At 67.7% G+C, this 23427-nt stretch carries 18 protein-coding genes and 3 tRNA genes; 6 read left to right on the top strand and 15 right to left on the bottom strand.

All coding sequences use genetic code 11. The features are described from left to right. The 6 genes from ABZV91_RS04710 to ABZV91_RS04685 all read right to left on the bottom strand — a co-directional run. A partial coding sequence (locus ABZV91_RS04710; protein ID WP_355235394.1) for an NAD-glutamate dehydrogenase domain-containing protein occupies positions 1–2891 on the bottom strand: 2891 nt, incomplete at its 3' end. 93 nt (positions 2892–2984) lie between these two features. Next, positions 2985–4661 carry an energy-dependent translational throttle protein EttA gene (ettA, locus tag ABZV91_RS04705; protein WP_355235391.1) on the bottom strand — a complete coding sequence of 559 codons (1677 nt, stop codon included), beginning with the start codon at positions 4659–4661 and terminating at the stop codon, positions 2985–2987. 35 nt (positions 4662–4696) lie between these two features. Next, positions 4697–5197, bottom strand: coding sequence for a single-stranded DNA-binding protein (gene ssb / locus ABZV91_RS04700; RefSeq protein ID WP_355235388.1), 501 nt, complete (start codon positions 5195–5197; stop codon positions 4697–4699). A 137-nt stretch (positions 5198–5334) separates the two neighbouring features. Further along, positions 5335–8115 carry an AAA family ATPase gene (locus ABZV91_RS04695; RefSeq protein WP_355235386.1) on the bottom strand — a complete coding sequence of 927 codons (2781 nt, stop codon included), beginning with the start codon at positions 8113–8115 and terminating at the stop codon, positions 5335–5337. Positions 8116–8294: 179 nt separating this feature from the next. Beyond that, positions 8295–9263 carry a threonine/serine dehydratase gene (locus ABZV91_RS04690; protein ID WP_355235383.1) on the bottom strand — a complete coding sequence of 323 codons (969 nt, stop codon included), beginning with the start codon at positions 9261–9263 and terminating at the stop codon, positions 8295–8297. Further along, positions 9264–11303: a cytochrome c oxidase assembly protein gene (locus tag ABZV91_RS04685; RefSeq protein WP_355235380.1), complete on the bottom strand. Its 2040-nt coding sequence runs from the start codon at positions 11301–11303 to the stop codon at positions 9264–9266. Positions 11304–11438: 135 nt separating this feature from the next. Between ABZV91_RS04685 and ABZV91_RS04680 the strand changes: the two genes are divergently transcribed. The 4 genes from ABZV91_RS04680 to ABZV91_RS04665 all read left to right on the top strand — a co-directional run bounded on the left by ABZV91_RS04680 (position 11439) and on the right by ABZV91_RS04665 (position 13410). Continuing rightward, a tRNA-Arg gene (locus ABZV91_RS04680) sits at positions 11439–11512 on the top strand. Between the two features lie 208 nt (positions 11513–11720). After that, entirely contained in the window at positions 11721–12524 is an 804-nt protein-coding gene (cmrA, locus tag ABZV91_RS04675) for a mycolate reductase (RefSeq protein WP_355235377.1), read from the top strand. Between the two features lie 83 nt (positions 12525–12607). After that, on the top strand, positions 12608–13249 hold the full coding sequence (orn, locus tag ABZV91_RS04670; protein WP_355235375.1) for an oligoribonuclease: 642 nt from the start codon (positions 12608–12610) through the stop codon (positions 13247–13249). Positions 13250–13337: 88 nt separating this feature from the next. Continuing rightward, positions 13338–13410: transfer RNA gene (locus tag ABZV91_RS04665), tRNA-His, on the top strand. A 57-nt stretch (positions 13411–13467) separates the two neighbouring features. Here ABZV91_RS04665 and ABZV91_RS04660 read toward each other — a convergent pair. The 6 genes from ABZV91_RS04660 to ABZV91_RS04635 form a co-directional block, all read right to left on the bottom strand. Then, positions 13468–14175 (bottom strand): DUF4389 domain-containing protein, encoded by a 708-nt coding sequence (locus tag ABZV91_RS04660; protein WP_355235372.1) that lies wholly within the window; start codon positions 14173–14175, stop codon positions 13468–13470. A gap of 151 nt (positions 14176–14326) precedes the next feature. Next, positions 14327–15376, bottom strand: a complete 1050-nt coding sequence (locus tag ABZV91_RS04655; protein WP_355235369.1) for a mechanosensitive ion channel domain-containing protein — start codon at positions 15374–15376, stop codon at positions 14327–14329. Between the two features lie 108 nt (positions 15377–15484). After that, entirely contained in the window at positions 15485–15802 is a 318-nt protein-coding gene (locus tag ABZV91_RS04650; protein ID WP_355235366.1) for a hypothetical protein, read from the bottom strand. Between the two features lie 67 nt (positions 15803–15869). After that, entirely contained in the window at positions 15870–16229 is a 360-nt protein-coding gene (locus ABZV91_RS04645; RefSeq protein ID WP_355235363.1) for a hypothetical protein, read from the bottom strand. Beyond that, positions 16226–17413: an acyl-CoA desaturase gene (locus ABZV91_RS04640; RefSeq protein ID WP_355235360.1), complete on the bottom strand. Its 1188-nt coding sequence runs from the start codon at positions 17411–17413 to the stop codon at positions 16226–16228. The genes ABZV91_RS04645 and ABZV91_RS04640 overlap by 4 nt, the downstream gene beginning before the upstream one ends. Positions 17414–17434: 21 nt before the next feature. Further along, positions 17435–18493, bottom strand: a complete 1059-nt coding sequence (locus tag ABZV91_RS04635; protein WP_355235357.1) for an FAD-binding oxidoreductase — start codon at positions 18491–18493, stop codon at positions 17435–17437. Positions 18494–18669: 176 nt separating this feature from the next. Here ABZV91_RS04635 and ABZV91_RS04630 point away from each other — a divergent pair, with 176 nt between their 5' ends. Next, positions 18670–19278, top strand: a complete 609-nt coding sequence (locus tag ABZV91_RS04630; protein ID WP_355235355.1) for a TetR family transcriptional regulator — start codon at positions 18670–18672, stop codon at positions 19276–19278. A gap of 20 nt (positions 19279–19298) precedes the next feature. On the opposite strand, the gene ABZV91_RS04625 is transcribed toward ABZV91_RS04630, so the two are convergent. After that, positions 19299–20636 carry an MFS transporter gene (locus ABZV91_RS04625; RefSeq protein WP_355235352.1) on the bottom strand — a complete coding sequence of 446 codons (1338 nt, stop codon included), beginning with the start codon at positions 20634–20636 and terminating at the stop codon, positions 19299–19301. A gap of 176 nt (positions 20637–20812) precedes the next feature. Next, positions 20813–20885 (bottom strand) — tRNA-Lys (locus ABZV91_RS04620). A gap of 299 nt (positions 20886–21184) precedes the next feature. Here ABZV91_RS04620 and ABZV91_RS04615 point away from each other — a divergent pair. Next, the gene (locus ABZV91_RS04615) at positions 21185–22390 is read left to right on the top strand and encodes an Ig-like domain-containing protein (RefSeq protein WP_355235349.1); all 1206 of its coding nucleotides are present in this window, start codon (positions 21185–21187) and stop codon (positions 22388–22390) included. A 50-nt stretch (positions 22391–22440) separates the two neighbouring features. Here ABZV91_RS04615 and ABZV91_RS04610 read toward each other — a convergent pair whose 3' ends face one another. Beyond that, positions 22441–23427, bottom strand: coding sequence for an ATP-binding cassette domain-containing protein (locus ABZV91_RS04610; protein ID WP_355235422.1), 987 nt, complete (start codon positions 23425–23427; stop codon positions 22441–22443).

Here is a 23427-nt window from a genome sequence, read left to right as displayed (position 1 = left end):
TCCCCCAACCAGAACCCATACCGACCCGCGACATCGTTCGCGATATCGGAAAACGTCGCCGTACCCTTGTCCGCCGCCACCACCAAATAGGTGTCATCACCATCACGACGCACCACCCGCTCCGGCGGCAAGACCTGCCCACCGGCGAGATCGACGTTATCGGTGATATCCAGCAGACCCGAGATGAAGGTCCGGTAGCACTCGATACCCTCCGTCATCCGGGCCTGGCGGTCGGTCGCGGCGTCGCCGGTGGCGGCCGGCGGGCGTTTCACCACGAAACCACCCTTCGCACCCACCGGCACGATCACCGCGTTCTTCACCGCCTGCGCCTTCACCAGACCCAGGATCTCGGTCCGGAAATCCTCCAACCGATCAGACCACCGCAAACCACCACGCGCCACCGCACCGAACCGCAGATGCACACCCTCCACCCGCGGCGAATACACGAAGATCTCGTACTTCGGCCGCGGCTGCGGCAGTTCGGCGATCTCCTGCGGTTCCACCTTCACCGAGATGAAGTCCCGGGGGGCGCCGTCGGTATCGGTGACGTAGTAGTTGGTGCGCAGAGTGGCGCGGATGAGGCCGAGAATGGCCCGCAGGATGCGGTCCGCGTCCAGGCTCACGACCTGATCGATCCGCTCGTGCAGACGCTGTTCGAGCTCGGCGGCCTGCTCGGTGGAGTAGCTGTCCGGATCGAACCGGGCGGTGAACAGCTGCGCGAACAGTTTCGCCGCATCGGGGTAGGTGTGCAGCACCCGGGCGATATTGACCTGGCTGTACGGGAATCCGGCCTGCTGCAGGTACTTCGCGTAGGTCCGCAATACGGCGACCGCCCGCCAGGACAGTCCGGCCCGCAGTACCAGCTCGTTCAGGCCGTCGGCTTCGGCCCGGCCGTACCAGAGCGCGTCGAAGGCGGCGGTGAACCGGTCACGCACCCGGTCGGCAGCGGCGAGCTTGCCCTTGGGCGCGGCCAGCGTATCGGGCGCCACCTCCAGCAATTCGGCGTCGAGATCCTGGTCGAGCGCACCGTGCAATAGTTCGTGGCTCGCGAGCAGGCCGAAGTCGTAGATCCAGCGTTCCTCGACCGCGCTGCCGTCACGTTCCCGCCGGATCCGGTACGGGCGTTCGTCGAGCACCTCGACCCCGAGGCTCTGCAGTACCGGAAGTACCTGGCTGAGCGAGATTCCGGAGCCGCCGATATACAGCGTGAAGCGCCAGGACCCGGCGGGCGCGCCGGCCACCCGGTACAGGTGCTGATCGATACTTCCCGGCCGCAACCGCTCCAGGCGATCGATATCGGCCAGCGCGCGGCGTGCGCTGAAATCCTGTTTGTATCCTTCGGGGAAGGCTTCGCAGTAACGGCGCACGATCTGCGGATCGAGCACCGTCGACGCGTTCACGGCGTCGTTGAGGTGATCGTCCCAGGTGCGGCTGGCCTCGGCGAGCAGGTTCTGGATTCGCCGCCGTTCGTCCTCGGAGATCTCCTCGGCCGCGCCTACCGGTTCCGTGGTGTCCGCATCCGGCATCCGGATGGTGAAATAGACACTGGCGAGTTCGCTTTCGCTCACCCGGGCGGAGTAGTCGATCGACGCGCCGCCGAGCTCCCGCACCAGGATGTCCTGCATCTCCAGGCGGACCGCGGTGGTGTAGCGGTCACGGGGCAGGTACACCATGGCGGCGACGAACCGGCCGTAGGGATCGACCCGCAGGAACAACCGCACCTGCCGCCGCAGACCGACATTGAGTACCGCGGTGGCCGTCCGACGCAGGGTCGCGGCGTCGGAGGAGAACAGTTCGGTGCGCGGGAAGCCCTGCATCACTTCGAGCATGGCCTGGCCGGAGAACGAGTCGAGGTCGAACCCGCTGTCGGCGATGGCGGCGCGGACCCGTTGCCCCACCACCGGGATGTCCAGGACGTTCTCGTGCAGCGCGGTGACCGTGAAGACACCGACGAACAGGTGCTCACCCCGGACCTCGCCCGCGCTGTCCAGATCGGCGACGCCGATGTAGTACGGGTATACCGCGCGCTGCATGGTCACCGGGATCAGTCCCTGGGTCATCCGCAGCAGCGGCCGGGCACCCGCGGTGAGCGGGACCTGGAAACCGGTCGCGGTCCCCGGGTGCAGGACGCCCAGTTCGGAATCGGCCACCGGGACGGGCAGTTCCGCGCCCGGTTCGAGCCGGTAGCGCGCGTATCCGAGCACAGTGAAGTTGTCGTCGGCCAGCCACCGGAGCAGACGTGCGCAGTCGGCGGGCTCGATATCTGCATCGGCCACGGCGGCGGTATCACCGGCCTGTTCCAGCCGGGTCGCCAGATCGTCGACGATGGCGTGGATCGCCTCGGTATCGCTGCTCACCTGGCGTACGTCCTTGATGACGTCCGGTACCGCGGCGGCGATCTCGTCGAGCAGCCGGGCGCTCGTCGCCGGATGCAGTTGCAGGTGGATCCAGGATTCGCGGCCGTCCCCGGTGCCGTTGCGCCGCCGATCGGCCTCGTGGAGGCGAGCCGCGGTGAGGGTACCGTCGGAAGCCCGCTCCACCGTGAAGATGGGATGGATGACCTCGCTGATGGTGCCGCCCATCCGGCCGAAGAGCGCGGTCACCGAATCGACCAGCATGGGCATATCGTCGGTGACGATCTGTACCGCGGCGCCCAGCCCGGACCCGTCGTCGGGGTGGTGGACCCGCACCAGGCCCTGACCCGGCTGCCGGGTCAGGGCCAGTGTCAGATGGGCCCGGAAGGTCAGGGTCGGCGCGGTGATCTCACAATCGGAGTCCTCGGTCTCGACATGCCGGAAATAACCGTGCTCCAAGGTGCCGAGCTCGGCGCGTAGTGTGTCCGGCAGCTCCGCAGCCCATGCCTCGCTGGACAATTCGGACGAGACCGTCATTTCCCACTCCCTTGAATCCGGTTTTTCTCGGACACACCGACACCGACCCCGAGGGTAGACCCGAAGCCGGGCAGCGGGAAAAGTCTCGCGGCGTTACCCGCGGGTCAGCTTGCGATGTGTTACTCGATGCGGCCGTGCGGCTTCCGGGCCGAGGCGCTCGATCTTGTTGGCCTCGTAGGCTTCGAAGTTGCCCTCGAACCAGAACCATTCGGCCTCGTTGTCGGTGTCACCTTCCCAAGCGAGGATATGCGTACAGGTGCGGTCCAGGAACCACCTGTCGTGGGAAATGACCACGGCGCAGCCCGGAAACTGCTCCAATGCGTTCTCCAGCGACCCCAGGGTCTCGACGTCGAGGTCGTTGGTGGGCTCGTCGAGCAGGATCAGGTTGCCACCCTGCTTCAGGGTGAGCGCCAGGTTCAACCGGTTGCGTTCACCACCGGAGAGCACTCCGGCCGGCTTCTGCTGATCCGGGCCCTTGAACCCGAAAGCACTCACATAGGCCCGTGAGGGCATCTCCTGCTGACCCACCTCGATGTAGTCGAGCCCGTCCGAGACCACCTGCCAGACGGTCTTGCCGGGGTCGATACCCGCGCGGGTCTGGTCGACATAGCTCAACTTGACGGTCTCGCCGACCCGCACCGTGCCGCTGTCCGGCTGCTCCAATCCCACGATGGTCTTGAAGAGCGTGGTCTTACCGACACCGTTGGGCCCGATGACACCCACGATGCCGTTGCGCGGCAGAGTGAACGACAGATCCTTGATCAGCTGACGGTCGCCGAAGCCCTTGTCCAGATGCTCGACCTCGACCACCACGCTGCCCAGTCGCGGACCGGCCGGAATCTGGATCTCCTCGAAGTCCAGCTTCCGCATCTTCTCCGCTTCGGCGGCCATCTCCTCGTAGCGGCCCAGACGCGCCTTGTTCTTGGCCTGACGCGCCTTGGCGCCCGACCGGACCCAGGCGAGTTCGTCCTTGAGCCGCTTCTGCAGCTTCTGGTCCTTCTTACCCTGGACCGCGAGCCGCTCGGCCTTCTTCTCCAGATAGGTGGAGTAGTTGCCCTCGTAGCCGATGGCCCGGCCCCGGTCGAGCTCGAGAATCCAGCCCGCGACATTGTCCAGGAAGTACCGGTCGTGGGTGACCGCCAGGACGGCGCCGGGGTACTGCGCGAGGAACTGTTCCAGCCACAGCACGCTCTCGGCGTCGAGATGGTTGGTGGGCTCGTCGAGCAACAGCAGGTCGGGCTTGCTGAGCAGCAGTTTGCACAGGGCCACCCGGCGGCGCTCACCACCGGACAGGTTGGTCACCGGCTCGTCCGGCGGCGGGCAGCGCAGCGCGTCCATCGCCTGCTCGAGCTGGGAGTCCAGGTCCCAGGCGTCGGCGTGATCGAGCTCCTCCTGGAGTTTGCCCATTTCGTCCATGAGCTCGTCGGAGTAGTCGGTGGCCATGAGTTCGGCGATCTCGTTGAACCGGTCGAGTTTGACCTTGATCTCGCCGAGGCCCTCCTCCACGTTGCCGCGGACCGTCTTCTCCTCGTTCAGCGGCGGTTCCTGCTGCAGGATCCCGACCGTGGCGCCCGGCGCGAGAAAGGCCTCGCCGTTGTTCGGCTGGTCCAATCCGGCCATGATCTTCAGCACGCTGGATTTACCGGCGCCGTTCGGACCGACAACGCCGATCTTGGCGCCGGGAAGGAAGTTCAAGGTGACATCGTCGAGCACGACCTTGTCGCCGTGCGCCTTACGAACCTTCTTCATTTGGTAGATGAACTCAGCCATAGCGATCACCCTATCCGTCACACATCGATGCGGTTTCACACGTCGGCGTTCACGGGCTCCTCGTCGCGCGCCGACTGCTCCACCATTGGATCGTTCTGTTCCCCCGCCACCCCGGTTTCCGCAGTCGCAGCACCCGGACCGGCGGATATATTCCCGGTCGTCGCCGGATTTCCGGTCCGTCGACGCTCCACCCGGGCGGTGCAGCGGGTGAGGTCCGGCCCCAGGGTATGCGCTCGCATCTCCAGGTCGCGTCGCTGGGCACCTTCCCGGGTGTGGTACTCGTTCGACCGGAGCTGCCCCTGCACGATCACCGGATCACCCCGGTGGATCGAGGTGCCCACCCCGGCCACCAGCCGCCGCCAGCAGCTCACCGTGAGGAAGAGCGTCCCGTTGTCCACCCATTCGCCGGTTTCGCGGTCCAGCCGCCGCGCGGTACTCGCCAACCGGAAGCTGAGCATCTGCTCGCCGCTGGGCAGCTCTCGTTTCACCGGCTCGGTCACCACGGTACCGACCACCGTCGCCAATGCTTCGTACATTTCCACCCCTCCGCTCGCCCCGTGATTGCGGGGACGTACTCATCGTCACCGGTCCGGCGCTGCGATGGTGGGCACGCATCGACTCTGTGGACAACTTCCGCGCGATCCCACGATTGTGGAAAGACCAGCCGCCGGAGTCAGCGGCCGGCGGCCGCCATGGCGGCCGCGATATCCCGCCGTGACCGCACCCCGAGCTTGGCCAGAATGCTGGACACATGTGATTGGACGGTGCGACGCGACAGGAACATCTGCGCCGCGATATCGGCGTTCGAGGAACCATCGGCCACCTGGACCGCCACGGAGCGTTCGGTATCGGTCAGCGACGCCCAGCCCGTTTTCGGACGGTTACGCGGGCCCCGCACGCCCCGGCGGATTCCGTAACGCCGGATCCGGGCCACCGCGCGGGCGGTATCCCACGAAGCACCCAGCCGGGTGTAGAGCTGGACGGCGGATTCCAGCGCGTCCCGCGCGTCGGTGCCACGACCGCTCTCGGCCAGCACGATCGCGGCGTCCTCATAGGCCTGGGCTTCGTAGAGCGGCCAGTCACAGCGGGCGAACTCCCGGGCGGCGGCGAAAAGTGCCTCGGGGTCGCGGTCGGCCAGCCCACGGCACAGCTGCGCGATACCCGAGCGGGACGCGGTCCACTGCTTGGCCACCACTTCGTCGGCCGCCGTCCGCGCGCCGTGCAACGCCTCCGAATCGCCGGTGTCGAAGGCCAGGCGGGCGATATCGGGCAGGAGGTAGTGCAGCGTCGAGGCGCTCATACCTCCGTCGAGCTTCACGTGGGTCTCGACCAGCAGCCGTAGCGCCGGTTCCGGGTTGCCCTTGGTCTCGTGGACCAGCGCCGCTACCCACGGTTGCATGTACCCGTATCCGGCGGTGCCCAAGCGGTCGTCCGGAACGAGCGCGTCCGCGGGCGGCGGCGCGCCCCGGTGCATCCCGATCAGCGCCATCACACTGTGGGCGACCGGCGCGTAACCGAGCACATCGGGGGCCTCCAGGCATGCCCGGCACTCCGCGACCGCCTCGTCCCAGTGCCCGTTCAGGAGCAACATGCGGGCTTTGGCCATGAGGTTGGGCGCCAGATAGACCCCGTGCATCCGGCGGTTGTGACCGATGGCGGTCTGGAGGGCCTCCGCGGCCGCGGCCGGGCGATCGAGCTCGATCAGGCAGTGCGCGTACAGCACGTAGGGGTCGATCTGGTCCGATCCGGTGTCGTCCTGCAACACCGTGAGCGACTCGGTACTGATCTCCAGCGCTTCGTCGAGATACCCCTGGGTGTAGCGCACGGCGCCCAGAGCCATCAGCCCGTACCCCGTGGCCAGGGAGTTGCCCGACTGCCGTCCCAGCGCGACCGCGTGCCACCCGGCCTGTTCGGCCTCGGCGAACCGTTCGAGGAAGAAATTGTCCAGTGCGCACAGACCCAGGAAGCGCGCCGCGTCCGCATCGTCGAGCTCCAACGTGTTCAGCGCGGTCTCGGCCACTTCGACGGCTTCGGCCAACCGCCCCTGCGCATGGCACACATGAGCCAGCAACCAGCGCAGACCCGGGTCGTCGGCGTGCTCGGGCCGATGCCGCAACGCCACCCGCAACGTGGCCTCGGCCTGGTCGGTCCGGCCGTTCCACAGCAGCGCGCGGGTCCGCATCCGGATCAGCGCGGCACGGGTCGCGGTGTCGAGCCCGGCGGTATCGACTATGCGGGTCAGCAGGCGCATCGCCAGTTCCGGAGCGCGCACGATCAGCGCGTCGGAGACCGAGAGCAGCCACTGCAGACTCGCCGGGTCCAATTCCCGGCCGCCGATCGACAGGTAGTAGGCGACCCGTTCTATCGGTGCGCCCGTGGTCTGCAGCACCCGTCCGGCCCGGCGCAGCAGATCCGAGCGCAGGGAGGCGGGTACTCGCTCCGCCAGGACGTGCCGGATCAGCTCGTGGCGGAAGGCCAGCTCGGAATCGACCATCGTGAGCAGGCCGGCGTCCGTGGCCTCGGTCACCGCGCTCCACACCTCCATGATGTGGCCGTCCAGCACCGCGGCCAGTTCCACGACATCGACCTTCGGTCCCAGCGCCGCGGCCATCGGCAACAGGTCGCGAGTCGGACGCGACAGTGATTCGGCGCGCCGCCAGATCGCCTCGGCCAGGGAGCCGACCGGCTGCGGCGCGGACCCCGGCGCGGACTGCCTGCCCTCGGCGTCCAGCAGCGATGCGGCCACCAGCTCCCTGATGTGCAGCGGATGCCCGTACGCTCCGGCGACCTGCCGCAGCAGTGCCGGCGCCGGCGCCGCACCGACCATTTCCCGGACCATGGTCGTCGCCGCCGCGTCGGGCAGCGCGCCGAGCCGGATGGTGGAGGCGGCGCAGGCGGTCAACGTGGCGGTCAGCATCGCGAAGGCCGGCTCGGCGGTGAAGGGACGGGTCGCCAGCACCAGGACCAGCGGCAGCCGGTCGGCGAGCGCGCACAGCCGGTGCAGCACCGCCAGACTCGAGCGGTCCGCCCAGTGGACGTCGTCGAGCAGCAGTGCGACGGGTTGTTCGGCGCACCAGGCGCGGATCTGCTCGAGCAGGAGTTCGGCGAGAGCGAATTCGTGCGTGGCCGCGACGTCTCCGGCCTGGTCCGCGCCGTCGAGCAGGGCTCGGACCGGATCGGAGCCGACCGGTGGACCCGCGGTGACGAGCCAGGGGGCCAGCGCCGCGAATGGGACATCCTGCTGGAGTTCTCGTGCGCGGCTCGTCCGCACCTGCAACCCCAGTTCGGCGAACTGGCGGGCGGCGGCACCGAGCAGCGTGGTCTTCCCGATGCCGGCCTCGCCCTCCACCAGAACGACGGCACCTCGCCCCGTGACCGCGGTACGTCCACACGCGAGCAGCGCCGCGACCTCGGTGTCGCGACCGACGAACACTGTCGCGAGAGATTGCTGCACTCGCATCAGTTTATGCATCCCGACCGGGCATGCATGGACCCACCACGGGTGCCGCCTGTGATCTCCGTCCGCGGCAGCGGCGGAAAACGGACCATTCGGGAATCGAGCCTGCCGCTGCCTGTCCGCGCACGCTGTTCCGCCGGATGCTCGAGGGGTGGCCCGACACGCCGGTCAGCGGGTCAGAGCACCGGGAGTTCGGTGTTCGCGCCGCACAACACCACCACCGGACGCTCGCCTTCGCGCGGTACATAGGCACCGCTCAGGATCGCCGCCAAGGCCACCGCACCGGAGAGTTCCACGACGATCCGGAATTCCCGCCACAGGTAGTCCCGGGCATCGGTGATCGCGTCGTCGGTCACCAGCGTGGACCGCACACCGTAGCGCCGGGCCACGTCGAGTGCGATCTCGCCGATACGGGAGGCGCCCAGGGCGTCGGCGGTGATACTGGACACCGCCACATCCACCGGCTTCCCGGCGGCCAGCGCGGAGTTCAGGGTCGGGATTCCTTCGGGTTCCACGCCCACGATCTCGCGGCGGCGCCCACCGGCGGCGGCGATCCCGCCGATCAACCCACCACCGCCCACCGCGACGAGGATCGGCGGCCGGCCCCGGACCTGCTCCTCGATCTCCAGTTCGATCACCCCGGCCCCCGCCACCACCGCCGGCAGATCGTAGGCGTGCAACTGCAACGCGCCACGTTCGGCGGTGATCTCGCAGGCGTGCTCGTGGGCCTCGGCATAGGTGGTGCCGTGCCAGCGCACCTCGGCCCCGTGCGACCACATGGCGGCGACCTTGGTGTGCGGCGCCGATTCCGGTACCACCACCGTGCAGGTCTTCCCCATTCCGGCCGCCGCCAGCGCCGCCGCGATGCCCGCGTTGCCGCCCGAGGCGATCACCACGTGTTCGGGACACACCCGTTCCGACAGCAGCGCGTTGTAGCTGCCGCGCACCTTGAAGGTGCCGCCGTGCTGCAGATACTCCAGCTTCAGCGTGACCGGGACGGGTCCGCCGGGTCCGGGTACGGCGGTGTGGAATACCGGGGTCTTGCGAATGCGTCCGGTCAGGCGCCGACGCGCCGCCCGCACGTCCGACCGATAGATACGCCGGAGCGGTGGCACAGGTGTCAGCGGGATTTTCTGCTCGGTCATCTACCTACTTGCCCGATCTCGCTTGGCCAATTCGGCGAACATGGCATTGTGCGCGGCGAGTTCCGCGTCGTGGTCACGTTCCGCGGCGCGGTCGGTCCGCCGGGCCAGTCGTGCGTCACTGCGCGACCACTGGATCAGCAGCGCGAGCATCACCACGACCAGGGGCACCTCACCGGTGGCCCACGCCAGGCTGCCCCCGGTGCGCTGATCACCCAGTAGATCGATATGCCAGCCGAGGTCGAGGCTGCGATAGAACCAGCCGGCCAGCACCGTGCTCATACCCATCAACACGACCCCGAAGAACGCGTGGAAAGGCAGCGATCCGAACACCATGGCCAGTCTGGTCAGGGGTTCCACCCGGCGTGGTTTGGGGTCGATTCCGATCACCACCCAGTAGAAAAGGTAGCCGCTGAGCAGGAAGTGCAGGTTCATCAGCAGATGCGCGGTATGTGAATCGGCGTAGGCGTCGAAGATCCCGCCCAGGTACAGCGCGTAGAAACCGGCCACGAACAGCACCGAGGCCACGATCGGCTGGGTGAGGAAACGGGAGACCGGGTTGTGTACGGCCGCCAGGATCCATTCCCGGGGGCCCGGGGCCCCGTCCCGGCCGGCCGGTGGCAGCGCGCGCAGCGCGAGCGTCACCATACCGCCCAGCGCCAGCAGGATCGGGGTCAGCATCGACAGCGCCATATGCGCGCCCATATGCACGCTGAACATGGCGGGCGCGTACCGGCCGACCCCCGACGAGGTCGTGAACAGCAACACCGCGCAACCCAGCAGCCACGCCACGGTCCGGCCCACCGGCCAGACGTCACCGCGTGCCCGCAACCGCCGGACGCCCAGCAGATAGAGCACCGCCAGCACGATGGCGAGGGTGCCGAAGATCAGGTCGAACCGCCAGTCGAAGAGCAGTCGCGCCACCGTGGGCGGGCCGTCCAGGTTGTACCCGAGTTCGACCTCCATCGGGGTGGGGACGCTCGTCGGCGCCGGTGGCGGGGTCCGGCCCAGCCCCACCGCCAGACCCATGGTCGCGGCGAAGACGAGCAGCTCCACACTCGCGAACCGGGCGAGGGCGCGCCGATCATCCGGATCGGCGGCCAGCGCCGGCAGCGCCGCGCGCCGCTGGAACCAGCCGAACACGCCGAGGATCAGCAGTGCGGCGACCTTGGCCAGTACCAGCCGGCCGTAGGTGCTGGTCAACAGTTCGTCCCAGGGCACCCGCACCCACGAGTTGGCCACCCCGCTGAGCGCGAGCACCACGAAGGGCACCAGGGCCACCGCGGAGAAACGTCGTGCCGCCAGAGCCGTATGGGTGCCGTCGTGCAGCACGTGGACCAGCAGTGCGCCGAGTCCGCCGACCCAGACCGCCGCGGCGATCAGGTGCAGGATCAGGCTGTTGGTGGCCACATCGTGGGCGCCGCCGGACGCGGAGTGCCCGGTCAGCGCCAGCGGCATCATCACCGCGACCGACGCGCCGAACAGCACCGGTGTCCAGCCCCAGCGCAGGGCCAGCCGGCAAGCGATAGCCAGCAGCAGGGCTCCGATCGCGGTCAGCCGCCAGGTACCGGCGAGTTCGATCTCATCGGCGACCCCCCACAGATCCTGGGGCGCCAGGATCGCGGTGACCGGGCGGCCGGTGCTGTCGGAGACCGTCAGCGGTACCAGCAGCGCGGCGGCTACCGCCCAGGCTACCGCCAGGCCCGAGGCCCGCCGCACCGCACGGTAACCACCGGTGTCGAGCAGACCGCTGCGCTGCGGCGGCACCAGAAAGGCCGCGAAGAGCAGCGAGCCCACCGTGAAGGCCGCGAAGAGATCGGCCAGCGCCCGGAGCGCGGGCAGACCGTAGGTGGTCAGCGGACCGGGATCGGGGATACCCAGCAGGCTCAGCGCCTGGGCGGCCGACAGACCCACCACCAGCATCGATACCAATGCGGCGAGAGCCGCGGCGAATACGGTCAGCACCGCCGGAACGACCGCCGAGCCACTGGGCCGACCGGCTTTCGTGGCGGATCCGGCGGCGGGAGCCTGGGCTGACGACATAGGTTCGAGAGTAGTTCGGTGGGCCCGGTTCGGCCCGCCGGGGCTGTTTCCGGGCAGCCCAAATCAAACGATCCGGACGATCGCTACACTTTTCAGCTGGACAGCGCGGCCGTTGTCCGCCATGGTGGAACCACTGCCTCCGTAGCTCAGTTGGATAGAGCAAGGGCCTTCTAATCCCTAGGTCGCAGGTTCGATTCCTGCCGGGGGCGCTCCACCCACCCGACTGAGCTGTTCGGGCCAGTCGGAGTGGGTGTACCCCCTCCGGCGAGCTCCAAACACACGATCCCGGTGGTCGATTCCGGTTTTCCGGCTCGCTTCGCCGCGCATCACGCGCCCGGTCCCTGTCGCCGCGTTCGCCCCGTCCGCGCACAGGCCGCGAACGGGCTCCGCCCGGCCGCGCCCTCTAGGGTGTCGGGAATGGGTTTGCCTTCGCCTACCGCCGAGAGCCGTGCCGTGGTGACCGGCGCTTCGTCCGGAATCGGCACCGCACTGGCCACCGAACTGGCCCGCCGGGGCCATTCGCTCATCCTGGTCGCGCGCCGCGCCGAGCTCCTCGACGAACTGGCCGCCCGCCTGACCCGCGAGCACGGCATCACCGCCGAAGTCCGCGCCGTCGACCTCGCCGATCGGGCACAGCGCGGTCCGCTCACCGAGGAACTCGCCGGCCGCGATATCTCGATCCTCTGCAACAACGCGGGTATCGCGACCTTCGGCCCCCTCGCCGCCCTCGATCCCGCCTACGAACGCGATCAGCTGGAGTTGAACGCCGTCGCCGTGCACGACCTGACCCTGGCCGTGCTGCCCGTGATGCTCGCACGACGGGCCGGGGGCATCCTGGTGAGCGGTTCGGCGGCCGGGAACATGCCGATCCCCAACAACGCCACCTACGCCGCGAGCAAAGCCTTCGCCAACACCTTCGCCGAATCTCTGCGCGGCGAGCTCAAGGGTTCCGGGGTGCACGTCACCCTGCTGGCCCCGGGTCCGGTACGTACCGAGGCTCCTGACCCCGCCGACGCCTCCTTGGTCGACCGGATGGTCCCTGACTTCCTGTGGGTGTCCTCGGAGTACACGGCCCGGATCTCGATCGACGCGCTGGCCCGCAACAAGATGCGGGTGGTGCCGGGCCTGATCGGGAAGGGTATGAGTGCCGCCGGGAACTACGGGCCCAGGGCTGTCACCGCGCCGATCGCGGGCGCGTTCTACAAGAAGCTCGGCGGCTGAGCGGGGCGCCGTCCGCGGACTTCCCACACGGAGCGGGCGGCGATTGCGCTCGGCGGCCGGTGCCGCTGATTAGGGTAGTGCGGGTGTCGGACAAATTAGTGGTGTGGATGGATTGTGAGATGACCGGGCTCGATCTGGTCGGCGACAAGCTGATCGAGGTCGCCGCCCTGGTGACCGACAGCGATCTGAACGTTCTCGGTGACGGGGTGGATATCGTCATCCACGCCGACGACGAGGCGCTCGCCGCGATGCCCGAGGTGGTCGCCGACATGCACGCCCGGTCCGGTCTCACCGAGGAGGTGCGGCGCTCCACGGTCACCCTCGCCGAGGCCGAGCAGCAGGTACTCGACTATGTGAAGCAGTACGCGCCGACCGCTCGGATGGTGCCCCTGGCCGGTAATTCCATCGCCACCGATCGCGGTTTCATCGCCCGGGACATGCCGGAGCTGGACGCCCACCTGCACTACCGGATGATCGACGTCAGCTCGATCAAGGAGCTGTGCCGGCGCTGGTACCCGCGGATCTATTTCGGCCAGCCCGAGAAGGGGCTGGCCCATCGCGCGCTCGCCGATATCCAGGAATCCATCCGGGAACTCGAGTACTACCGGCGCACCGCCTTCGTCCCCGCGCCGGGGCCCTCGACAGCGGAGATCGCCGCGATAGCCGCCGAGGTCGGCGCCGGTCCCGTCGGTGGAACCGGCGGGGGCGCGCCCGGCCCCGCCTGAGGCCCGGCGACCGGCACACCGGTAACCGATTGGCTTGTGGAGGGGTAGACGCGCTACTATCTAGGCCGCCGGTGCAAAACCGGCGATGGTGAGTGTAGTTCAGTTGGTAGAGCACCAGGTTGTGATCCTGGCTGTCGCGGGTTCGAGTCCCGTCACTCACCCTGAAAAGCCCGAGGGCCTATCGGCCCTCGGGCTTTTTCGTTCGGTCGGTAGCGGTCTCAGACTTCGGGTTTGCTCGTATCGACCGCGGGCGGCGGCGCCGCCTCGTCGCGGGCGCCCTGATCCAGGCGGAAGGGCGGGTATTCGTCGCGGAGCAACGAGCCGTAGGCCTGCACCCGCAGGATCCACCGGTTGACCCCCATCACGAAATCGAACAGACCCGGCGAATAGCGTGCCCCGAACAGCAGCCCGACCAAGGCGACGAAGGTCAGCACACCGATCAGCGGGATACCCGCGGCGCTGGCCGTGGTGTCGGCGTCGTCGAAATCGACCAGCCAGGCGGCACCGGTCATACCGCCGATGATCAGGTAGTGCGGAATGGCCAGCAGCCACCATTTCACCAGCACCAGCCCACGATGCAGCGACGGCGGATAGTCGATGTCCAGATCCGCCGCGTAGTCGTCATCGCGGGCCAGGGAGAACGGCGGATATTTGTCGGTACCGGCCGGCGTCCAGGCGTAGAAGCCGACCCGCCACGACCACCGCATGACCCCGACGCTGTAGTCGAACAGGGCCCGCGGGTATCTGCCGGTGAACAGGATCGCGAAGAACGCGATCACCGTGACCACGGCATAACCGATATGCAGGAAGAACAGAACTATGTAGTGCGGAATGGCGAGAAGCCATTTCACGATCCACAACCAGCGCGACAGCGCGGGGTCCAGATCGCCGCGGACTCGGACCGGATAACCGGCGGGAGCAGGCATCGTGATCAACGCTCCTTCGAGAGTGCTGGTCGAGCCGTCTCAACCGGCTCGACCGTCCCTCAATTGTGAGCTATCACACACCAATTCGCCGTAGGTCCCGCCGTACCGACACGGCATCGAGATCTCCGGATGGCCCGGCCGCCCGGAGGGGCTACCTGACCGGGGTCTTGTCGAATCCGTCCAGCGCGGCCAGGCGCGGCAGCGCGCCCGGATGCTGAGTGTTCAGCCAGCTGATCAGTTCCTCGCGGACCGCACAGCGCAGCGACCACACGGCGTCCGAGTCACGGCCGGTCATCGACGCCCGGACCTCGATACCGGTGGGGGTGCTGTCGGTCACCAGAAGATTCCAGCTGCGGCCGTCCCAGTCGGGGTGCTCGCTGAGGTATTCGTAGAGATGCTCGCGGAGGTCGGCCACGGGGGCGCTGTGGTCCAGGTAGAGGAACACGGTGCCGGTCATCTGCGGGCCGCCGCGCGACCAGTTCTCGTACGGTTTGCTGTTGAAGTACGAGACCGGCATGGTGAGCCGGCGATCGTCCCAGATCCGGACGGTGAGGAAGGAGAGGGTGATCTCCTCGACGGTGCCCATCTCGCCCTCGACGACGACCGTGTCGCCGATCTTCACCGAATCACCGAAAGCGATCTGCAGGCCCGCCATGAGGTTGCTGAGCGTGGATTGTGCCGCGACACCGGCGATGATGCCGATGATGCCGGCCGAGGCCAGCAGGGAGGTGCCCAGCACGCGCAATCCGGGGAACATGACCAGCATGGCGATCGCCGCCGTCGCGACCGCGAGCAGCGCGGTCGTGATCCGGCGGATCAGCGTGAACTGGGTGTTCAGCTGGCGCACCCGGCGCGGATCGCGGGCGCGGCGGGAGTAGCTGTTCAGCAGCCCGTCGGCCACCGCATCGGCTATCCGGACCACCAGCCAGACCGCCGACATGGTGACCATGGAGGCGAGCACGCTGAGGATCACGGCGTCCTGGCGCAGTTTCAGGTCGGCCAGTGGGTAGGTGATCCGGAGCGCGGCGAAGCCGAGGAACAACTGCAGCGGCAGTTGGATACGTCGTAGCAGGCCCGGAATGGTGGTCTTCGGGTGTCGGGCCGACCAGTATCGGAGGCCGCGGTCTATCGCCCAGCCCAGGGCGATCGTCACGGCAAGCGTGCCCCCGAATACGATCAGCAGCCGTATCACGTTCTCCACTGCGCCCACTCCTTGTTACCCATCGCTCGTTCAGATCCCCCGAACAAGGCTACAGTTCGGTAACGGTGGATCACCACCAGTCACGGGGATCCTGCGGAGTGGCTCGGTCTATTGCGGCGTACTCCCCTGCGAATACAGCCGGACCTCGCCCGCGTCCCCGAGGAAGGCGTTGACCAGCATCACCTGGTCGGCCCGTAGTTCGGCCGGGTCGGGGGCGGTGGTGGTGATGGAGATCTGCGGGATGGCCGCCCAGTTGACCACATAGCGTTCCGGCGGCCCCGCGTCGTCGGACAGCCGGGCCAGCCGGAAAACCGAGACGGTTTTGCGCTCCATCAGGTCGCGCACCACCTCGGCGATCCGCTCGGGGTCCTCCAGAGAGAACAGGAAACCGAAGGTCAGCTCCGGCGAGGACACATAGGCGGGCACGAGCCGAGGTTAGCCCATGGGTAACCGCCCGGTGCGAGTTGTCCCACCGAGCGGTTTCCGGTCGGCATCAGTGATGGGTTCCGGAAGGGCCGGGCTCGGCGGTCTCGACATCGATGATGTCGGCGGCCGGCACGGCGCCGCTCTCCCGGACCGGCGGAGCGCCCGCCCCCTCCCGGTCGGCCGGACGGATATCGCCGTCGCGCGTGCCCGCCTCGGCCGTGGCGGCGTCACGTTCGGCGGCGGCGTCACGTTCGGCCGCGGCGGCCGCTTCGTTCATCTCGATGGCGTCGGTGATCCATTCCCCGATCTCCCGGGTCACCTCCGAGACAGTGCCGGTGATGATGCTCGCGATATTGCCGACCCGGCGCGCCCCCGACGTGGTGAGTTCCTGGATGAGATCCTTGTTGACCTCGAATTTGCCGATCATCGCACGCCCGCTTCGGTAGAACTCTGCTGACGCATCACGATAACACCGGGATCGGGCTGTTTCCGCAGTACAGCGGGCAGGAACCGGGCGATCCGGGACTCCGTCAGCCGCGGCGGCAGCGCCAGCTGGAAGATCTTCGCCCACACCGAACCGATCTGCTTGCTCAGCGGACCGGTGTTGTAGGGCAGCCCGAACTTCTCGCACAGCGCGCGCACGTCCGGGGCGATCTCCGGGTACCGGTTGGCCGGAAGATCCGGGAAGAGGTGGTGCTCGATCTGATGCGACAGATTGCCGGACATGATGTGGAACAGCCGGCTTCCGGAGATATTGGCCGAGCCGAGCATCTGCCGGACATACCATTCGCCGCGGGTCTCCTCGGCGGTCTCCTCCTCGGTGAACGTCTGCACGCCGGAGGGGAAGTGTCCGCAGAAGATGATCGAGTACGCCCACAGATTGCGCACCAGGTTCGCCGTCGCGTTCCCGGCGAGGGTGGACAGGAACAGCGGACCGGTCAGCAGCGGGAACGCCACGTAGTCCTTGAGGACCTGCCGGCCCGACTTACGGAGCTGCCCCTTGATCAAGGGTTTCAGGTCCGACCAGCTGCGCTTGCCCTTGACGATGTTGTCGGCTTCGAGGTCGTGCAGCATCACGCCCCACTCGAAGAAGACCATCAGCAGGAACGCGTAGAGCGGGTTGCCCAGGTAGTACGGGTGCCAGTCCTGTCCCTCGTCCATCCGCAGCACGCCGTAGCCGATATCGCGGTCACGGCCGTGGATATTGGTGTAGGTGTGGTGGATGTAGTTGTGCGAATGCTTCCACTGGTCCGCCGGGCAGACGGTATCCCATTCGAAGACCCGCGAATTCAGGCCCGGCTCCCGCATCCAGTCGTACTGGCCGTGCATGACATTGTGGCCGATCTCCATATTGTCGAGGATCTTCGACACGCTGAGTGCGGCCACGCCGGCCAGCCAGAACGGGGGCAGGAAGCCCAGGTACATCAGGCCGCGCCCGGCGATCTCGAATCCGCGTTGCGCCTTGATGATGTCGTAGATGTACTCGCGGTCGCGCTCGCCCAGATCGGCGACGATGCGGTCGCGCAGTTCGTCCAGAGTGCGACCGATCTCTTCGACCTGGTCGGGTGAGAGGACCAGCGGTCCGTCCTTGGTCTCGGTGAGGATGGTCATCTGTTTCTCCCCTTCTCGATGTCAGATTTCGATGTCCACGTCGCCGACGGCGGCCTGGACGCAGAGTTGGATCGGCTGGTCGGGGTCGGACTCCAGCTCCCCGGTGCGCAAGTTGCGGGTGCAGCCGCTGCGCCGGACCGAGGTGCAGGAGAAGCAGATCCCCATCCGGCAGCCGAACTCGGGACTGAGGCCGGCGGCCTCGGCCTGCTCCAGCAGGGACGAACCGGTATTCTCCGCGGTCACGCCGCTGGCCGAGAAGGTCGTGGCCCCTTCCACGTCCGCGTCGTCCACCGGCGCGGTGGTGACGACAAACTCTTCGGTGTGCAGACGTTCACTCAGGTTCGCGTCCGCGTAGACCGTCCGGACCGAGTCCATGAGCGGTGGCGGCCCGCACAGATAGGTCTGCGCGCCGGCGAACCACGGCGCCACTCGCGCGAGTTCGTCGTGATCGAAACCCCGGCCGTCCCGTTTCGGATACCGCAGCTCGACCGCGATATTCCGATGGGCGGCAGCGATTCCGGCGAGTTCCGCGCGGTGGGGCACCAGTTCCGGCGAGCGTGCGTAGTGTAGGAAAACCACCTCGCCGGAGTATTTCTCGTCGACGAGGGTGCGCAGCATGGACAGCACCGGCGTGATCCCGCTGCCGCCACTGATCAGCAGCACCCGCTCGGGCCGCCGGTCCGGCAGATGGAAGATTCCGGAGGCCGGCTCGAGGTCCACGACCATGCCGGGGCGCGCGTGTTCGTGCAGATACCGCGACACCAGGCCGTGCGGATGCACCCGGAGAGTGAGGTCGAGGCGGCGGCGGCGATCGTGCTGAGAGTTCACCGGCGAATAGCAGCGCAGGTGACGGACGCCGTCGATCACCACGCCCAGCTGCAGGAACTGTCCCGCGCGCAGCCCGTCCCACTGCCGAGTCGGGCGCAGGCCCAGCGAGATCGTGCCCGGAACCGAACGGTCCACGTCGACGATGCGGGCCCGCATATCGCGGACGGTCAGCATCGGGCGTACCAGTTCCAGATACCGGTCCACCGGATGCGGAGTGGTCAGGGTCTGCACCAGATCGAGCAGGGCCACCATGGGAGTTCTCCGTCCCTATCCGTCGGTCGTGTCACGAGGTCGAACTTATTTCGGTGTACGCCTGTACACTCAACTAGTGTGCCGGATACCCCGCAGTGACTGTCAACCAGTAATCGGTGTGACGCGGGCGACAAGAGGGAGATGAGGGAATGGTGAACGGCTGTATGCTCACTGAAATGACCGATCAGGGAGCGAGCCGCGGCGAGCGCAAAGAGCGCACCCGGCAGGCCCTGCTCGCCGGCACGCTGGCACTGGCCGCCGAACGCGGTTTCGGTGCGCTGAGCCTGCGCGAGATAGCCCGCTCGGCCGGTATCGTGCCCACCGCCTTCTACCGGCATTTCGATTCCCTGGACGACCTGGGCGCCACTCTGGTGGACGAGGGCGTCCAGGCGCTGCGACTGGCGCTGCGACAGCTCCGCCGCACCCCCGACGCCCGCCTCTCGGCAACGGTGCGATTCGTCTTCGCTGAAGTCGCCCGGAAGCGGGAGCTGTACGGATTCCTGATCCGGGAGCAGCGCGGCGGCAGCCCGGCGCTGCGTTCGGCCATCGCGCTCGAGCTCCAGCTGATCGTGCGCGAGCTGGTGGCGGACCTGTCCCGGGTCCCGGCTCTCGACGACTGGTCCCCCGGCGATCTGGAGGTCGCCGCCGACCTGCTGGTCTCCACCGTGATCGACGGGATCGCCGACTATGTGGGCGCCACACCGCGCGCGGAACAACCGGTGGTCGACCGCACCATCCAGCAGATCCGCCTCATCGCCCTCGGCATGGGCGCCTGGAAGCCCTGAGCTCGCCGGCCGGGATCGCGTCAGGCGACAGGCGTCTGCGCTGGATCCTTTCGGCCCGAAGCGTCCGGTGCCGGTACGAACAGCAGGGCGACGAGTCCCGCGCCCAGCACCACCAACAGGCCGCCGATACCGGCCCGGTCCGCGCCGAAGCCCCAGACGAACAAGCCGAACAGGGTGGGAGCCAGGAATGAGGCGGCCCGCCCGGTCGTGGTGTAGAGACCGAACAGCTGCCCTTCCCGCCCGGGTGGCGTCAGCCGGGTGAGGAAGGACCGCGCCGAGGCCTGCGCCGGACCGACGAACAGCGTCAGCGCCAAGCCGAAGATCCAGAACATCACGGCGCCCGAGACCACCAGCAGTACCGCACCGCACACCACCGCGGACAGCAGCGATACCGCGATCACGCGTTTCGGCCCGACCGTATCGTCGAACCGGCCGGCCACGACCGCCCCGAGCGCCGCGACCACGTTGGCCGCGATACCGAACAGCAGCACATCGGACTCGCTGATCCCGTACACCTGCACCGCCAGCACCGCGCCGAAGGCGAAAACGCCGGCCAGACCGTCCCGGAAGACCGCGCTGGCCAGCAGGAACCAGATAACGGTGCGATCGAGCGCCCACAGTTCCTTCAGATCACGCCACAGCACCCGGTAGGAGCCGAGAAATCCCGCGCTCGCCGCCCCCGGATCGACCCGGGTACGCGGCACCTCCGGCACCGCGAACAGCACCGGCAGCGCGAACACACCGAACCAGACCGCCGCCAGTAGGACGACCAACCGGATGTTCAGCCCACCCTCGGTGCTCACCCCGAGCAGCCCCCGCTGCGGGCCGTCGCCGGCGATGAATCCGAAATAGCAGATGAGCAGGAGGAAGATGCCGCCGAAGTAACCCATGGCCCAGCCGAATCCGGATACCCGGCCCACCGTCGCGGGGGTGGACACCTGGCGCAACATCGCGTTGTAGGGCACCGTCGCGAGTTCGAGGAACACCGACCCCAGGGCGAGCAACACCAGCCCGAGCCACAGATAGGAGTACTCGTCCTCGACGAAGAACATCGCCGCCGACAGCGCCACGACGACAGCGGTCATGATCCCGAGCGAACGTTTGCGGTTCGCGGTCGCGTCGAAACGCTGACCGGTGACCGGCGCGGTCAGCGCGACGACCAGTCCGGCGAACCCGAGCGCCCACCCCAGCCACGCGCTGGCGGAGACATCACCCGGCAGATCCTCGCCGACGCTGTCGGTGAGATACACCGCGAAGACGAAGGTGGTGATCACGGCATTGAACGCGGCCGACCCCCAGTCCCACAGCCCCCATGCGACCACCTGCCCGCGCCCCACCCGCGCGTTCGCCTCGCTCATACCGCGCACACTAATGGATCCACGGAGCTCCGGAGAGGCTACCGAGGCGGTCCGGTGACCGGGCTGGAGCCACGGTCGAAGTACGGCGAGATAGCGGGTTGATCACGTCTGGGTCCGTCGAATGTACGGGCACCCAGCGCAAACCCTATAGTCGGAGAATGTCTTTCGATTCGAAGTGCGCCATCAGGGACTCGAACCCCGAACCCGCTGATTAAGAGTCAGCTGCTCTGCCAATTGAGCTAATGGCGCGTGCTCCGCTGTGCGGTGCGGGACAGACATTAACAGGCTCGGGCCGCAGAAGTGAAATCGATATCCCGTCGGGCGGTGCGAGCCGGCCGGCACCGTAACGACCGGTGCCCGGAACCCTATGTGTATGTGGGCCGGGCACCGGAAGTGATCGTGGGTTGGGATCACCTCGGCGCGGCTGGCAGAATGGTGTACGTGGTCTCGACCGATCCCGCTGCCGTGGGTCGAGGTGAGCAGGTGATCGGTCGGATCCGAAGCCGTCGGCGCGTAGCGGGTGCGCCGAGACTTGAAACGGGGTTGATATGCATATTCGTGATCGGCGCAGGCCGGTCCGCTGGCTCTTCGGGCCGCTGGTCCTCGTCGCGATCGCCGCGCTGGCGCTGACCGCTTGTTCCTCGTCGGAGGCATCGGACGGCACCGTCGCCATCGACCGCAACCCCCTCACCGAGCTCATCAAGCCCAAGCTCGTGGCCCCGGTCAAGGACGGGGACATCGGGGTCTCGCCGGCCGCGGGCATGAAGTTCGAGATCACCGACGGCCTGTTCACCGAGGTCGCCCTGCTCAACCCCGACGACCAGCCGGTGGCCGGTCAGCTGGCGGCTGACGGACGCAGCTGGTCCACCACCGAACCGCTCGGGTACAGCAAGACCTACCGCCTGCAGGCGCGGGCCAACGGCCTGGGCGGCGCGTCGACCGCCGGTATGAGTTTCACCACAACCGCGCCCGGCAATGTCACCAAGCCGTACCTGGTGCCCGGCGAGGGTGAAGTGGTCGGCATCGGTCAGCCGGTGGCGGTCCAGTTCGACGAGAACATCCCCGACCGCAAGGCCGCGCAGGACGCCATCACCATCAAAACCGATCCGCCGGTAGAGGGTGCTTTCTACTGGGTGAACAACCGTGAGGTCCGGTGGCGGCCCGAGCATTTCTGGACGGCGGGCACCAAGGTGACGATCGATGTGAACGTCTACGGCAAGGATCTGGGCAACGGACTCTACGGCCAGGATGACATCCACTCGAACTTCGTCGTCGGCGATGCGGTGGTCTTCAAGGCCGACGACAATACGAAGATGGTGACCGTCGAGAAGAACGGCCAGGTCATCCGCACCATGCCGACCTCGATGGGTAAGGACGACACGCCCACGAACAACGGGATCTACATCCTGGCGGACCGGCACGAGCACATCGTCATGGACTCCTCCACCTACGGCGTCGCCGTGAACTCGCCCGCCGGGTACCGCACCGATGTCGACTGGGCCACCCGGATGTCCTACAGCGGGATCTTCTTCCACTCGGCGCCGTGGTCGCTGGGCGCGCAGGGCAATACCAACACCAGCCACGGGTGCCTCAATCTCAGCCCCGAGGACGCGCAGTGGGTCTACAACACCGCCAAACGTGGTGATATCGCCATCGTGACGAACACGGTCGGCCCGGTCCTGCCCGGGACGGACGGGCTGGGCGACTGGAACATTCCGTGGCCGGAATGGAAAGCGGGCAACGCCGAGATGTGACGCTCGCCCGTCCGGTGCCGGGTCCCCCTCGGGGCCCGGCACCTCGCTTTTCAGCGGGCGGTTTCGTAGAGCCGCCGCACGATGTCCTCGATATCGGGTTCCTCGATCGAGAGGTCACGGACCTCGGCCCGCGCCGACACCTCGGCCAGCAGCTGCGCGGCGGTGGTGGTCTCGGCGTCGAAGGCCAGCCGCTGCCGCATACCCTCCGCCTCCGCCGAGATCAGTTCCGCCCCGGCGAGACCGTCCAGGGCCGGTCCGGGTACGGCGAGGTCGACGACCAGCACGCGCTGCGCGCCCACCGTCGCGCCCAGGCCGGGCAACGATCCGTCGTAGGCCAAGCGCCCGTGATCGACCACCAGCACCCGGTCGCAGAGTCGCTCGATATCGCCCATATCGTGGGTGGTCAACACGAGGGTGGTGCCTCGCTCGGCGCGTTCGGTCCGCAGGAATTCGCGCAGGCGTTGCTTCGAGAGCACATCCAACCCGATGGTGGGCTCGTCCAGAATGATCAACTCCGGGCAGTGCAGCAGCGCCGCGGCCACCTCGGCGCGCATCCGCTGTCCCAGCGACAACTGCCGGACCGGCGTGTCGAGCGTATCGGCCATCTCCAGCTGTTCGACCAGTTCCGCGGTGCGCGCCCGCCCGGCCGCGGGTTCGAGCCGGTGGATGGCGGCCAGGATCGTGAACGATTCCCGCAGCGGCAGATCCCACCACAACTGGGAACGCTGCCCGAACACGACACCGATCCGGCTCGCCAGGTCCCGGCGTTGCCGGATGGGTTCCAGACCGCAGGTGCGCACCGAGCCCGAGGTCGGCACCAGGATGCCGGTGAGCATTTTGATCGTGGTCGACTTCCCGGCGCCGTTCGCGCCGATATAGCCGACCGCCGCGCCCCGCTCGACCCGGAAGGTCATGGCGTCGACCGCGGTGACCACCGCGCGCCGCGACCGCAGACCCTTGCCGGTCCGGCGGGTGAAACACCTGGTCAGCTCGTCGACCTCGATAATCGAATCGTCTGTTGTCCTGTCGTACCCCAT

Source organism: Nocardia sp. NPDC004568, assembly GCF_040609955.1.
Lineage (GTDB): Bacteria > Actinomycetota > Actinomycetes > Mycobacteriales > Mycobacteriaceae > Nocardia.
This window is presented reverse-complemented; position numbering and strand designations above follow the sequence as displayed.

Excerpts from the sequence above, each read along its gene's own strand:
- ABZV91_RS04630 (WP_355235355.1), top strand. The coding sequence starts at position 18,670 with ATGACCGATCAGGGAGCGAGCCGCGGCGAGCGCAAAGAGCGCACCCGG.
- ABZV91_RS04645 (WP_355235363.1), bottom strand. The coding sequence starts at position 16,229 with ATGATCGGCAAATTCGAGGTCAACAAGGATCTCATCCAGGAACTCACC.
- ssb (WP_355235388.1), bottom strand. The coding sequence starts at position 5,197 with ATGTACGAAGCATTGGCGACGGTGGTCGGTACCGTGGTGACCGAGCCG.
- ABZV91_RS04625 (WP_355235352.1), bottom strand. The coding sequence starts at position 20,636 with ATGAGCGAGGCGAACGCGCGGGTGGGGCGCGGGCAGGTGGTCGCATGG.
- ettA (WP_355235391.1), bottom strand. The coding sequence starts at position 4,661 with ATGGCTGAGTTCATCTACCAAATGAAGAAGGTTCGTAAGGCGCACGGC.
- ABZV91_RS04615 (WP_355235349.1), top strand. The coding sequence starts at position 21,185 with ATGCATATTCGTGATCGGCGCAGGCCGGTCCGCTGGCTCTTCGGGCCG.
- ABZV91_RS04685 (WP_355235380.1), bottom strand. The coding sequence starts at position 11,303 with ATGTCGTCAGCCCAGGCTCCCGCCGCCGGATCCGCCACGAAAGCCGGT.
- ABZV91_RS04635 (WP_355235357.1), bottom strand. The coding sequence starts at position 18,493 with ATGGTGGCCCTGCTCGATCTGGTGCAGACCCTGACCACTCCGCATCCG.
- ABZV91_RS04610 (WP_355235422.1), bottom strand. The coding sequence starts at position 23,427 with ATGGGGTACGACAGGACAACAGACGATTCGATTATCGAGGTCGACGAG.
- ABZV91_RS04640 (WP_355235360.1), bottom strand. The coding sequence starts at position 17,413 with ATGACCATCCTCACCGAGACCAAGGACGGACCGCTGGTCCTCTCACCC.
- ABZV91_RS04660 (WP_355235372.1), bottom strand. The coding sequence starts at position 14,175 with ATGCCTGCTCCCGCCGGTTATCCGGTCCGAGTCCGCGGCGATCTGGAC.
- cmrA (WP_355235377.1), top strand. The coding sequence starts at position 11,721 with ATGGGTTTGCCTTCGCCTACCGCCGAGAGCCGTGCCGTGGTGACCGGC.
- ABZV91_RS04690 (WP_355235383.1), bottom strand. The coding sequence starts at position 9,263 with ATGACCGAGCAGAAAATCCCGCTGACACCTGTGCCACCGCTCCGGCGT.